This is a genomic window from Frigoribacterium sp. NBH87, from assembly GCF_014217665.1.
Lineage (GTDB): Bacteria > Actinomycetota > Actinomycetes > Actinomycetales > Microbacteriaceae > Frigoribacterium > Frigoribacterium endophyticum.
The window spans coordinates 3,093,806-3,107,314 of the sequence record NZ_CP043650.1; the positions used below are offsets into that span (position 1 = coordinate 3,093,806).

Sequence of the window (13,509 nt, forward strand, 5' to 3'; positions counted from 1 at the left end):
ACCCACGGAGCTCCACCCATGCCTGACACCACCACGCCCGACCGCTACGGCTTCGTCGTCGTCTCGAACCGCCTGCCGGTCGACCGCGTCGTCGCCGACGACGGCACCGCCAGCTGGCAGCACTCGCCCGGCGGCCTCGTCACGGCCCTCGAGCCCGTCATGCGCGCGAACGACGGCGCCTGGGTGGGCTGGGCCGGGCAGCCGGACCTCGAGTTCGAGCCCTTCGTCGACCAGGGCATCGAGATCGTGCCCGTGCCGCTCAGCGCGGAGGAGGTGCAGCGCTACTACGAGGGCTTCAGCAACGACACCCTGTGGCCGCTGTACCACGACGTCATCGCCGCCCCGACCTACCACCGGGTCTGGTGGGAGGCCTACGTCCAGGTCAACCAGCGCTTCGCCGACCGCGCCGCCGAGATCACGGAGGAGGGCGGCACGATCTGGGTGCAGGACTACCAGCTGCAGCTCGTGCCGAAGATGCTCCGCGAGGCCCGCCCCGACGTGACCATCGGCTTCTTCAACCACATCCCCTTCCCGCCGCTCGGCATCTTCTCGCAGCTGCCCTGGCGTCGGCAGATCCTCGAGGGCCTGCTCGGGGCCGACGTCATCGGCTTCCAGCGCGGCGACGACGCGTCGAACTTCTCACGGGCCGTCCGCCACCTGCTCGGCTACTCGACCACGCGCCCGTACGTCGAGGTGCCGGTCGACGACGAGGCCGCCGTGGTCTCGCGTCGCGGCCGCAAGGTGCGCCGGGTGCTCGCGAAGCACTTCCCGATCTCGATCGACGCGGCCAGCTACGAGGAGCTCGCGGCGCGGCCCGAGATCCAGGCCCGTGCCCGCGAGATCCGCGAGGGGCTCGGCAACCCGAAGACGGTGATGCTCGGCGTCGACCGGCTCGACTACACCAAGGGCATCCGGCACCGCATGAAGGCCTTCGGCGAGCTCCTCGCCGACGGGCGGCTGAGCGTGGAGGACGCCACGCTCGTGCAGGTCGCCAGCCCGAGCCGCGAGCGCGTCGAGACCTACAAGACCCTGCGCGACGAGATCGAGCTGACGGTCGGCCGCATCAACGGCGACTACGCGACGATGAGCCACACCGCCATCAGCTACCACCACCACGGCTACCCCCGCGAAGAGATGGTGGCGCTGTACCTCGCCGCCGACATCATGCTCGTCACGGCGCTGCGTGACGGCATGAACCTCGTCGCGAAGGAGTACGTCGCCGTCCGCCGCGACAACGACGGGGTGCTCGTGCTCAGCGAGTTCGCCGGCGCCGCCGACGAGCTGAAGAGCGCGCTGCTGATCAACCCGCACGACATCGGCGGGCTCAAGAACACCATCATGCGGGCGATCGAGATGCCGAAGCGTGACCGCACGACCCGCATGCGCTCGCTCCGGCGCCGCGTGCTCGAGAACGACGTCGAGGCGTGGAGCGCCTCGTTCCTCCAGGCGCTCGAGAACGTGCGGCCCGGGCAGCAGATCACGCAGCCGGCGGACGCCGCCGAGACCGAGGGGGGCGACGCGTGAGCGCCGACGACCAGACCCGCAGCACCGGCGACGCCCGCCCCGGGGAGGCCGACCGGGCCCTCTCGGACGCGCTCGGCCGTCTCGCGACGACCCCGCGCCTCCTCGTGGCCCTCGACTTCGACGGCACGCTCGCTCCCGAGGTCGACGCCCCGATGGAGGCGCGGGCCCTGCCGGAGTCGGTCGACGCGATCCGCAGGCTGGTCGCGATGGGCGACACCACCGTCGCCCTCGTCTCCGGCCGCGACATCTCGTCGCTGCTCCAGATCGCCGACGTGCCGGAGGAGGTCGTCCTCGTGGGCTCGCACGGCATCGAGGTGCGCATCGACGGCGAGACGACGACCCTGAGCGACGACGAGCAGGCGCGCCGCGCCGTCATCTCCGACGCCCTGCACGGCGCCGCGGCCGGGCGCGAGGGCGTCTACGTGGAGGAGAAGCCCGCGGGGCTCGCCCTGCACACGCGCCTCGCCGACGCCGCCACGACGGAGGAGGTGCGGGCCGCCGTCCGGCAGCGCCTCGCCGACGAGCCCGGCGTGCACGAGCGCGAGGGCAAGAACGTCCGCGAGTACGCCGTGCGGCCCACCGGCAAGGACGACGGCGTGGCGCGGCTGCGCGAGCACTACGACGCGACGGGCGTGCTCTTCGCGGGCGACGACGTCACCGACGAGGACGCCCTGCGCTCGCTGGGCGACGGCGACCTCGGCGTCAAGGTGGGCCCGGCCGAGACCGTCGCGCGGCACCGCGTCGCGGACGCCGAGGCGATGGCCCGGCTGCTCACCGAGCTGGCCGACCTGCGCGACCACCTCGGGCACGCCTGACGACGCCCGCCCCGACAGGGACCGCGGCTGTCCGCTCGGCGCAGCGTAGTGCCCCCGCGTCGCGCGGGCGGTCCTCCCAGGTGACCGACAGGTAGGGTGGACTCTCCGCCCGACTCCTCGTCGCCGCCCGCCCGGCGCGACCGACGAACTCGACAGCCTGACGGAGGTGCCCCGCGTGATCGTCGCACTCCTGGCCTTCGCGGTCGCCTCGGTCGTCGTGGCCTTCGGCCGCCGACTCGGCACGCGCCTCTTCGTGGTCGCCGCCCTCGTCCCGGCCGCCGTCGCGGTCTACACGGCCACGCAGGGCCCCGCCGTCCTCGCCGGCGACGTCGTCGTCGAGTCGGTGCCGTGGATCCCGCAGCTCGGCATCGCCCTGACCCTCCGGGTCGACGTGCTCGCGTGGGTGCTCGCCCTGGTCGTCACCGGCGTCGGCGCGCTCGTGCTGCTCTACTGCGCGCGCTACTTCAGCCGCGACGACGAGTCGCTGCCGCGCTTCGCCGCCATCCTGGTCGCCTTCGCGGGCGCCATGTACGGCCTCGTGACGAGCGACGACGTCTTCGTGCTCTTCGTCTTCTGGGAGGCCACGAGCGTCTTCTCGTACCTCCTCATCGGGCACTACACGGCCAAGCAGACGAGCCGCGGGGCGGCGCTCCAGGCGCTGATCGTCACGACCGCGGGCGGCCTGGCGATGCTCGTGGGCCTGGTGATCCTGGCCGTGGAGGGCGGCACCTCGTCGCTCGAGGGCCTGGTGGAGTCGCCCCCGGCGGGGTCCGCCGTCACCGTCGCGGTCGTGCTCGTGCTCGTCGGGGCGCTGAGCAAGTCCGCCCTCGTGCCGTTCCACTTCTGGCTGCCCGCCGCCATGGCGGCGCCGACCCCCGTCAGCGCCTACCTCCACGCCGCGGCCATGGTCAAGGCGGGCATCTACCTCGTCGCCCGGCTCGCCCCGGGCTACCACGACTCGCCCGGCTGGCAGGAGATCGTCGTCACGGTCGGCGTCGTGACGATGCTCCTCGGCGGCTACCGGGCCCTCCGCCAGCACGACCTCAAGCTCGTCCTGGCCTACGGCACGGTGAGCCAGCTGGGCTTCCTCACGATCGTCGTCGGCTACGGCACGCGCGACGCCGCCCTCGCCGGGCTGGCGCTCCTCGTCGCCCACGCCCTCTTCAAGGCCACCCTCTTCCTCGTCGTCGGCATCGTCGACCACCGGGCGGGCACCCGCGACCTGCGGAAGCTCAGCGGCCTCGGCCGTCAGGCTCCGCTGCTCTTCGTCATCACCGTGCTGGCCCTGGCCTCGATGGCCGGCGTGCCGCCGACGTTCGGCTTCGTCGCGAAGGAGGCCGTGCTGAGCGCGCTCCTCTCGGACGCCGAGCACGGCAGCGCCTGGGGCGTCGTCGCCCTCGTCGGCATCGTGCTGGGCTCGATCCTCACCACGGCCTACAGCCTGCGATTCCTCTGGGGGGCCTTCGCGCGCAAGGCCGGCGTCGAGCCCGTCGACTTCGTCAAGGAGCACGTCGACTTCCTCGTCTCGCCGGCCGTCCTCGCGCTGCTCGGCCTCGGGCTCGGCGCCGCCGCCGGCGCCCTCGACCCCGTCCTCGCGCTCTACGCCGACACCCTCCCCGCGGTCGAGAGCGACCACGGCCCGTACCACCTCGCCCTCTGGCACGGGCTCGAGCCGGCCCTCGGGCTGACGGCGCTGACCCTCGTCGTCGGCGCGCTCCTGTTCTGGCAGCGGGAGCCGGTCGCCCGCCTGCAGAAGGCGGCCTCGTTCATGCCCCGCGCCTCCGACGGGTACGTCCGGATCATGACGACCATCGACAGCACGGCGTCGCGCACCACGGCGGCGACGCAGCGCGGCTCGCTGCCCTTCTACCTCGCGACGATCCTCGTGGTCTTCGTGGCGTCGTCGATCGTCACCCTCTCGCTGAACAGGAGCTGGCCGGAGGCGGCCGTCCTGTGGGACTACCCGGCCCAGCTGGCCATCGGCGGCCTCATGGTGATCGGCGCGGTCGCCGCCGCCCGCTCGAACAAGCGGTTCCAGGCGGTCGTGCTGGTCGGCGTCACCGGCTACGGCATGGCGGCGCTCTTCGCCCTGCACGGGGCACCCGACCTCGCCCTCACCCAGGCGCTCATCGAGACCATCACGCTCATCGCGTTCGTCCTCGTCCTCCGCCGCCTGCCCGCGCGCCTCGGCGAGCGGAACGGTCGCACCCACCGGGCCGCCCGGGCGGTCATCGCGATCTCGGTCGGGTGCGTGATGGCCGCCATCGCGGTCGTCGCCCTCGGCGCCCGGTCGATGCCGACGATCAGCGGCGCGTTCCCCGAGCTCGCGGTGACCGGGGGGCACGGCAAGAACGTCGTCAACGTCACCCTCGTCGACATCCGCGGGTGGGACACCATGGGCGAGATCAGCGTGCTCATCGTCGCGGCCACCGGCGTCGCGAGCCTCGTCTTCCTCACCTCGCGCACCGACATGCTGCCCCGGCCTGCCCGTCGCAGCCGCGCCCAGCGCTTCCTCGCCCGGGTCCGGCCCGAGATGGAGGCGGCGCCCGAGCTGCCCGGGGGCGGCCAGCTCTCGGCGACCGCCGCCGACACCAGCGACGTCGAGGGCGACCGCCGGGCCTGGCTGCTGGCGGGGCGCAAGCTCGCGCCGCAGAACCGCTCGATCCTGCTCGAGGTCGTCGTCCGGCTGCTCTTCCACGCCATCGTCGTGGTCTCGATCTACCTCCTCTTCGCCGGGCACAACCTCCCGGGCGGCGGGTTCGCGGGCGGTCTCGTCGCGGGCATGGCCTTCGTCGCGCGGTACCTCGCGGGCGGGCGGTTCGAGCTCGGGGCCGCCGCGCCCCTCGACGCGGGCAAGGTCCTGGGCACCGGGCTCCTGGTCATCGTCGCGACGGCGGTCGTCCCGCTCTTCCTCGGCGTCGACGCCCTGACCTCGACCTGGGTCGAGGGCGAGCTGCCGCTCTTCGGCCACGTCGAGTTCGTCACCTCGACGTTCTTCGACGTCGGCGTCTACCTCGTGGTCGTCGGCCTCGTCCTCGACGTGCTCCGCAGCCTGGGGGCCGAGGTCGACCGTCAAGAAGAAGAAGACGACCGGGGCGACGCCTCGGTCACCGCGACGACGAAGCAGGGGGCGGCATCGTGAGCGTCTCCCTCGTCCTCGTCGTGGTGATGGCCGCGCTGTACGCGTGCGGCATCTACCTCATGCTCGAGCGCAGCATGACCCGGGTCCTCCTCGGCTTCCTGCTCGTCGGCAACGCGACGAACATCCTCATCCTCGTGATGTCCGGCCGGAGCGGCGAGGCGCCGATCGCCGACGGCGAGGTGCCGGAGTCGTCGTTCGCCGACCCTCTGCCGCAGGCCCTGGTGCTCACGGCGATCGTCATCACCTTCGGCGTCTCCGCGTTCCTCCTCGCCCTGATCTACCGCTCCTGGCGCCTGGCCCAGGAGGACGACGTGGCCGACGACCTCGAGGACCTCGAGATCGGCATCCGGGGGGTGCCCGCCGAGGAGGAGGCCGAGCAGTCCGACGCGGACGACGAGGCCGGGGGCGACACGGAGTTCGGCTCGCGGGCGGAGGCGGCCGTCCCCGAGTCGCCGCACGACCCCGACGACGACGACGCGTGGGACCACGCGCCGCGCGAGAACGTGCCCCTGGCCGACCCCGAGCACGCACCGCACCACGACCCGCTCCACCCTGAGCGCGCCCGCGACGTGGGCCGCTACCGCACTGACGACGACGACCGCCCGACCGGGCCGAAGGGAGGCCGACCGTGAACGTCGACTTCCTCGTGCCGCTCGTGGTGCTCGTCCCGCTGCTCGGAGCGGCCACCGCGCTCATCGCCACCCGGCGCCCCCGCCTCCAGGCGGTCCTGTCGATCGCCGCGCTGGCCGTCGTCGTCGTGATCAGCGTCGTCCTGCTGGTCGTCGTCGACCGTGACGGGGCCATCGCCGTGCAGATCGGCGGGTGGGAGGCGCCCTTCGGCATCCTCCTCGTGGTGGACCGCCTCGCCGCGCTGATGCTCGTCATCTCGTCGATCGTGCTGCTGGCGGTCTTCGTGTACTCGGTCGGGCAGGGCTCGGCGGACGGCGACGGCGACGCCCCGGTGTCGATCTACAACCCGACCTACCTCATCCTCGCCGCCGGCGTGTTCGACGCCTTCGCGGCGGGCGACCTCTTCAACCTCTACGTCGGCTTCGAGATGCTGCTCATCGCCAGCTACGTGCTGATCACGCTCGGCGGCACGGAGCAGCGCATCCGCGCGGGGGTCACCTACATCGTCGTGAGCCTGCTCTCGAGCGTGCTCTTCCTCGCGTCGATCGCCATGATCTACGGCGCGCTCGGCACCGTGAACATCGCCGACATCGCGCAGAAGATGGACCAGATCCCGCCCGACGTGCAGACGATCATCCACGTGATGCTGCTGACGGCCTTCGGCATCAAGGCCGCGATCTTCCCGCTGTCGTTCTGGCTGCCCGACTCGTACCCGACGGCCCCCGCGCCGGTCACGGCGGTCTTCGCGGGCCTCCTGACCAAGGTCGGCGTGTACGCGATCATCCGCACCGAGACCGTCCTGTTCGTCGAGAGCAACGTCAACGTCTACCTGCTGATCATCGCGCTGCTGACGATGGTGGTGGGGATCCTCGGCGCGGTGGCCCAGGCCGACATCAAGCGGTTGCTGTCGTTCACCCTGGTCAGCCACATCGGCTACATGATCTTCGGCATCGCCCTCGGCACCGTCGAGGGGCTCGCGGCCACGATCTACTACGTGGTGCACCACATCACCGTGCAGACGACCCTCTTCCTCGGCGCGGGGCTGATCGAACGACGGGGAGGCACCGCCTCCGTCCTCCGCCTCGGCGGCCTGCTCAAGGCGGCGCCCGTCATCGGCGTCCTCTTCTTCATCCCTGCGCTCAACCTCGGGGGCATCCCGCCCTTCTCCGGGTTCATCGGCAAGGTGGCGCTCTTCGACGCCGGGGCGCGGCTGCACGACCCGCTCGTCTACGTCCTGCTGGGCGCGGGAGCCCTGACGTCGCTGCTCACGCTGTACGCGCTGATGCGTGCCTGGAACCTCGCCTTCTGGCGTCCCGGCGCCGACGTCGAGGACCACGAGTCGCCGCTCACCGAGCGTCTCGAGGAGGCTCCCGGCCGCACCGTCGTGCAGAAGCGCCGTGCGAACCCCCGCACCATGATCGGAGCGACGGCCGGCATGGTGCTCGTCTCGCTCGTGCTCACGGTCGCGGCCGGCCCGCTCTACGGGGTCGCCGAGCGCGCCGCCGGTCGCGTGTACGGCTCGAACGAGTACGTGCAGCTCGTCTTCCCGACCGGTGAGGGCGACACCGCCTCGGACGACCAGGAGGGCACCCCGTGACGCCGCGCCCCTCCGCCCACGAGGTCGGCCGGAGCCTGCTGCGGCAGCTGCCGCTGCTGGTCGGGCTCGTCGTCCTCTGGATGTTCCTCTGGAACCAGCTGACCGTGCTCTCCGCGGTCACCGGGGTGCTCGTCGCGCTGCTCGTGACGCGCGTCTTCTTCCTCCCGCCGGTGGAGCTCAGCGGGCGGTTCAACCTCGGCTGGGCCCTGGTCTTCGTGGTCCGCTTCCTGGCCGACCTCGTCGTCGCCTCGGTCGAGGTGGCGTGGAAGGCCGTGCGGCCCCGCGGCGTGACGAGCAACGCGATCGTCGCGGTGCAGCTGCACACGCGCTCCGACTTCGTGATGACCCTGGTGGCCGAGGCCGCCTCGCTGGTGCCCGGGTCGCTCGTCGTGGAGGCCGACCGGGAGCGCTCGATCCTCTACATGCACGCCCTCGCCGTGGAGGACGCCGACGGCGTCGAGCAGGTGCGCGCCTCTGTGCTCGGCTTCGAGAAGAGGATCGCCCGGGCCCTCGGCAGCGCCGACGACCTGCGGCGCATCGCCGAGGGCACGCCGGCGACGGAGGACCCGGCGACCGACCCCACGGGCCACGACCGCCTCGTGAACGAGAAAGACAAGGGAGCCGCCTCGTGACCGCCGTCGAGTGGATCGTCGGGATCCTGTTCGCCTTCGCCGCCCTGGCCTCCGTCTGGCGCATCGTCCGGGGGCCGTCGATCCTCGACCGCATGATCGCGAGCGACATGCTGCTCACGACCCTCATCTGCGTGCTCGCCGCCGACATGGTGTCCGGCCACCACACCCGGACGCTGCCCGTCATCATCGTCCTCGCGCTCACCGCCGTCTTCGGGTCGATCACCGTCGCCCGCTACGTGTCGAGGCAGGACCCGTCATGAGCCAGACCGCCTACGACGTCGCCAGCTCCGTCCTCCTCCTCGCGGGGGCCCTCCTCTCCGCCGCCGCGGGCGTGGGCCTGCTCCGCTTCCCGGACGCGCTCTCGCGCATGCACGCCGCCACGAAGCCGCAGATCTTCGGGCTCATCCTCATGCTCGCCGCGATCGCGCTCGACCAGCACACCCTGGCGACCGTCGCCTCCCTGCTCGTCGTCCTCGTCTTCCAGATGCTCACGGCGCCGATCTCCGCGCACATGATCGGTCGGGCCGGGTACCGCAACGGCGACCTGCGTCGCGACCTGCTGGTCGTCGACGAGCTCGACGACGCCGTCGCGAGGGCGGGGGAGGAGCTGGTCGGCGACGGGGAGTCCCTCGCCGACGTCGACACCTCGACCTTGCCGGTCGGGTCGGCCGACGTGCTCGCCGTCGAGATCGAGCGGCTCGACGGGCTCGACGACTCGGAGGGCGACGACGAGGAGCACGACGACCCCGCGCGGGAGCGCGAGCACCAGGAGCGTCGGCACCACGACGTCGACCCCGGCCTGGACTGAGCCGGCGCTCCTCCGCCCTGCCGGGCCGCCGAGGCCTCCGTCCGGGGCGTGGGCGTCGCTGACGGCGGCGGGCCCTAAACTCGACCCATGCCAGTGAAGGACACCCAGCCCGAGGTCGACATCAAGCCGCGCAGCCGCGTCGTCACCGACGGCGTCGAAGCCACCACCTCCCGGGGCATGCTGCGTGCCGTGGGCATGGGCGACGGCGACTGGGAGAAGCCCCAGATCGGCATCGCCAGCAGCTGGAACGAGATCACCCCCTGCAACCTCTCGCTCGACCGCCTCGCGCAGGGCGCCAAGGAGGGCGTGCACGCCGGCGGCGGGTACCCGCTCCAGTTCGGCACCGTCTCCGTCTCCGACGGCATCTCGATGGGCCACGAGGGCATGCACTTCTCGCTCGTGTCGCGCGAGGTCATCGCCGACAGTGTCGAGGTCGTCATGAACGCCGAGCGCCTCGACGGCTCGGTGCTGCTGGCCGGCTGCGACAAGTCGCTGCCCGGCATGCTGATGGCCGCGGCCCGCCTCGACCTCGCGAGCGTCTTCCTCTACGCGGGCAGCGTCGCCCCCGGGTGGGTCAAGCTCAGCGACGGCACCGAGAAGAACGTCACGATCATCGACTCGTTCGAGGCGGTCGGCGCTCACAAGGCCGGCAACCTCAGCGACGCCGACCTCAAGGCCATCGAGTGCGCGATCGTCCCGGGCGAGGGCGCCTGCGGCGGCATGTACACGGCCAACACCATGGCGAGCGTCGCCGAGGCGCTCGGCATGAGCCTGCCCGGCTCGGCCTCGCCGCCATCGGCCGACCGTCGCCGCGACTACTTCGCCCACCGCTCGGGCGAGGCCGTCGTGAACATGCTGCGGCTCGGCATCACCACGCGCGACATCCTCACCAAGGAGGCGTTCGAGAACGCCATCGCCGTCGCCATGGCCTTCGGCGGCTCGACGAACGTCGTGCTGCACCTGCTGGCCATCGCCTACGAGGCCGAGGTCGACCTCACCATCGACGACTTCAACCGCATCGGCGACACCGTGCCCCACATCGGCGACCTCAAGCCGTTCGGCAAGTACGTCATGAACGACGTCGACCGCATGGGCGGCGTGCCCGTCGTCATGAAGGCGCTCCTCGACGCTGGCCTGCTGCACGGCGACTGCCTCACCGTGACCGGCAAGACGGTCGCCGAGAACCTCGCCGACATCCAGCCCGCCCCCCTCGACGGCGAGGTGCTCCGCACGCTCGACGACCCCATCCACGCGACGGGCGGCCTCACCGTGCTCAGCGGCACGATGGCCCCCGAGGGCGCGGTCGTGAAGACGGCCGGCTTCGACGCCTCGCTCTTCGAGGGGCCGGCGAAGGTCTTCGAGCGCGAGCGCGGCGCCATGGACGCCCTCACCGAGGGCCGCATCGTCGCGGGCGACGTCGTCGTCATCCGCTACGAGGGGCCGAAGGGCGGCCCCGGCATGCGCGAGATGCTCGCCATCACGGCGGCCATCAAGGGCGCAGGGCTCGGAAAAGATGTACTACTCTTGACGGACGGACGATTCTCAGGCGGCACAACCGGCCTGTGCATCGGCCACATGGCTCCCGAAGCGGTCGACGCAGGTCCGATCGCCTTCGTGCGCGATGGTGATCTGATTCGGGTCGACATCGCCGCTCGGTCCATCGACCTACTCGTCGATCCCGCCGAGTTCGAGTCCCGCCGCGACGGCTGGGCTCCTCTTCCCCCGCGCTACACCCGCGGTGTCCTCGCCAAGTACGCGCGCCAGGTCCGCTCCGCCGCGGAGGGCGCCGTCACCTACTAGACGACCGTCCCCGCCGCCTCCACCGGGCCCGCGCGATCGTCGTCGGCTGACCTCCGTCACACCGTCCACCACCACGAAGAGGGAACCGCCTCCGATGCCCCACGACACGACCCCGCTGCCCGGTGCCGCCGCGCGCCCGGCGGCCCGCCCCGGCTCCGACGCCCCGGTGCCTCCCGAGGTCCTCACCGGCTCCGGCGCGATCCTCCGGTCGCTCGAGCACCTCGGGGTGACCGACGTCTTCGGCCTGCCGGGCGGCGCCATCATCCCGTTCTACGACGAGCTGATGGCCTCGACGGCGATCCGCCACATCCTCGTCCGCCACGAGCAGGGCGCCGGCCACGCGGCCGAGGGCTACGCCGCGGCCTCCGGGCGCGTCGGCGTCGCCATCGCGACCTCCGGCCCCGGCGCCACGAACCTCGTCACCGCCATCGCCGACGCCTACATGGACAGCATGCCGCTGCTCGCGATCACCGGCCAGGTCTTCTCGACGCTGATGGGCACCGACGCTTTCCAGGAGGCCGACATCGTAGGCATCACGATGCCGATCACCAAGCACTCGTTCCTCGTGACGAAGCCGGAGGACATCCCGGCGACCCTGGCCGCGGCCTACCAGATCGCCAGCACCGGCCGCCCCGGCCCCGTGCTCGTCGACATCACGAAGGACGCGCAGCAGAACAGCGCGCCGTTCGTGTGGCCGCCGGTCGTCGACCTGCCCGGCTACCGCCCCGTGACCAAGGCCCACGGCAAGCAGATCACCGCGGCCGCCCAGATGATCGCCGAGGCGAAGCAGCCGGTCTTCTACGTCGGCGGCGGGGTCATCCGCGCCGGCGCCTCGGCCGAGCTCAAGACCCTGGTCGAGCTCACCGGCGCCCCCGTCGTCACCACCCTGATGGCCCGCGGTGCGTTCCCCGACACCCACGCGCAGCACCTCGGCATGCCGGGCATGCACGGCACCGTGCCGGCCGTGCTCGGCCTGCAGGAGAGCGACCTGATCATCGCCCTCGGCGCCCGGTTCGACGACCGCGTCACCGGCAAGGCCGACCTCTTCGCGCCCGGCGCGAAGGTCGTCCACGTCGACATCGACCCGGCCGAGATCTCGAAGATCCGCATCGCCGACGTGCCGATCGTCGGCGACGCGAAGGTCGTCATCCCCGACCTCGCCAGCGCCTTCGCCGAGGTGACCGGCGGGCGGAAGCCCGACATCGCCGCCTGGTGGGAGCGCCTCGACGGGCTCCGCGAGCAGTTCCCCCTCGGCTACACCGAGCCCGACGACGGGCTGCTGTCGCCGCAGGCGATCATCCAGCGCATCGGCCAGCTCTCCGGTCCTGAGGCGATCTACGCCTCCGGCGTCGGCCAGCACCAGATGTGGGCCGCCCAGTTCATCCAGTACGAGCGCCCGCACGCCTGGCTGAACTCGGGAGGCGCGGGCACGATGGGCTACTCCGTCCCGGCCGCCATGGGCGCCAAGGTCGCCCAGCCCGACCGCGTGGTCTGGGCCATCGACGGCGACGGCTGCTTCCAGATGACCAACCAGGAGCTCGCGACCTGCGTCATCAACGACATCCCGATCAAGGTCGCGATCATCAACAACTCGTCGCTCGGCATGGTGCGCCAGTGGCAGACCCTGTTCTACGAGGGCCGCCACTCGTTCACCGACTTGAACACGGGCCACGAGACCCGCATGGTGCCCGACTTCGTGAAGCTCGCCGACGCCTACGGCGCCCTCGGCATCCGCGTCCGGACGGAGGACGAGATCGACGCCGCCATCCAGCTGGCGCTGGAGACGAACGACCGCCCGGTCGTCATCGACTTCGTCGTCAGCCGCGACGCGATGGTCTGGCCGATGGTGCCCCAGGGCGTCTCGAACTCCGAGATCCAGCACGCCCGTGCCCTCGCCCCGGAGTGGGACGACGAGGCGCCCGGCAGCAGCGCGTCCGACACCACCCGCGACGGCGACATGACCGGAGAGCACGCATGAGCCACGTCCTGAGCCTCCTCGTCGAGGACAAGCCCGGCCTGCTGACCCGCGTCGCCGGCCTCTTCGCCCGCCGCGGGTTCAACATCGAGAGCCTCGCCGTCGGCAAGAGCGAGCTCGAGGGCTTCAGCCGCATCACGGTCGTCGTCGACGTGGAGGAGCTCCCGCTCGAGCAGGTCACGAAGCAGCTCAACAAGCTGGTCAACGTCATCAAGATCGTCGAACTCGACTACTCGCAGTCGGTGCAGCGCGAGCACATGCTGATCAAGGTCCGGGTCGACAACACGACCCGCTCGCAGGTGCTCGAGGCCGTGACGCTGTTCCGGGCCGCGGTCGTCGACGTCTCGACCGACGCCCTCGTCATCGAGGTGACCGGCGACACCGGCAAGACCACCGCCCTCCTGCGCGTCCTCGGGCCCTACGGCATCAAGGAGATCTCGCAGTCGGGCCTCCTGGCCATCGGCCGCGGCGCCAAGTCGATCACCGACCGCGTCTTCAAGAACTAGGCGGCCCCGGGCTCCCGGCCCGCGCCTCCTGCCGCACGACCCACCGACACGACATCCGTCGACAACCGAGGAGAAGCACC

General features: G+C 71.7%; 11 protein-coding genes. All 11 read left to right on the forward strand.

Translation table 11 applies throughout. The features are described from left to right. Positions 1 to 18 precede the first annotated feature (18 nt). The 11 genes from otsA to ilvN all read left to right on the forward strand — a co-directional run bounded on the left by otsA (position 19) and on the right by ilvN (position 13,429). Positions 19 to 1,524 carry an alpha,alpha-trehalose-phosphate synthase (UDP-forming) gene (otsA, locus tag F1C15_RS14430; RefSeq protein WP_056053476.1) on the forward strand — a complete coding sequence of 502 codons (1,506 nt, stop codon included), beginning with the start codon at positions 19 to 21 and terminating at the stop codon, positions 1,522 to 1,524. Continuing rightward, positions 1,521 to 2,339, forward strand: a complete 819-nt coding sequence (gene otsB, locus F1C15_RS14435; protein WP_185232002.1) for a trehalose-phosphatase — start codon at positions 1,521 to 1,523, stop codon at positions 2,337 to 2,339. Before otsA ends, otsB begins: the two co-directional genes overlap by 4 nt. 175 nt (positions 2,340 to 2,514) lie before the next feature. Next, positions 2,515 to 5,481: a Na+/H+ antiporter subunit A gene (locus F1C15_RS14440; RefSeq protein ID WP_185232004.1), complete on the forward strand. Its 2,967-nt coding sequence runs from the start codon at positions 2,515 to 2,517 to the stop codon at positions 5,479 to 5,481. Continuing rightward, a complete protein-coding gene (locus F1C15_RS14445; RefSeq protein WP_056053479.1) occupies positions 5,478 to 6,113 on the forward strand; it encodes a Na(+)/H(+) antiporter subunit C in 636 nt (211 codons plus the stop codon). Before F1C15_RS14440 ends, F1C15_RS14445 begins: the two co-directional genes overlap by 4 nt. Further along, complete coding sequence (locus F1C15_RS14450; protein WP_056053483.1) at positions 6,110 to 7,708, forward strand: Na+/H+ antiporter subunit D; 1,599 nt, start codon at positions 6,110 to 6,112, stop codon at positions 7,706 to 7,708. Before F1C15_RS14445 ends, F1C15_RS14450 begins: the two co-directional genes overlap by 4 nt. Next, the gene (locus tag F1C15_RS14455; protein WP_185232006.1) at positions 7,705 to 8,340 is read left to right on the forward strand and encodes a Na+/H+ antiporter subunit E; all 636 of its coding nucleotides are present in this window, start codon (positions 7,705 to 7,707) and stop codon (positions 8,338 to 8,340) included. The genes F1C15_RS14450 and F1C15_RS14455 overlap by 4 nt, the downstream gene beginning before the upstream one ends. After that, positions 8,337 to 8,600, forward strand: a complete 264-nt coding sequence (locus tag F1C15_RS14460; protein ID WP_056053489.1) for a monovalent cation/H+ antiporter complex subunit F — start codon at positions 8,337 to 8,339, stop codon at positions 8,598 to 8,600. Before F1C15_RS14455 ends, F1C15_RS14460 begins: the two co-directional genes overlap by 4 nt. Beyond that, positions 8,597 to 9,148 (forward strand): monovalent cation/H(+) antiporter subunit G, encoded by a 552-nt coding sequence (mnhG, locus tag F1C15_RS14465; protein WP_185232008.1) that lies wholly within the window; start codon positions 8,597 to 8,599, stop codon positions 9,146 to 9,148. Before F1C15_RS14460 ends, mnhG begins: the two co-directional genes overlap by 4 nt. Positions 9,149 to 9,235: 87 nt before the next feature. Then, on the forward strand, positions 9,236 to 10,948 hold the full coding sequence (gene ilvD, locus F1C15_RS14470) for a dihydroxy-acid dehydratase (RefSeq protein ID WP_185232010.1): 1,713 nt from the start codon (positions 9,236 to 9,238) through the stop codon (positions 10,946 to 10,948). A gap of 94 nt (positions 10,949 to 11,042) precedes the next feature. Beyond that, positions 11,043 to 12,926, forward strand: coding sequence for an acetolactate synthase large subunit (locus F1C15_RS14475; protein WP_185232012.1), 1,884 nt, complete (start codon positions 11,043 to 11,045; stop codon positions 12,924 to 12,926). After that, the gene (gene ilvN / locus F1C15_RS14480; protein ID WP_185232014.1) at positions 12,923 to 13,429 is read left to right on the forward strand and encodes an acetolactate synthase small subunit; all 507 of its coding nucleotides are present in this window, start codon (positions 12,923 to 12,925) and stop codon (positions 13,427 to 13,429) included. The genes F1C15_RS14475 and ilvN overlap by 4 nt, the downstream gene beginning before the upstream one ends. Positions 13,430 to 13,509: the final 80 nt, after the last annotated feature.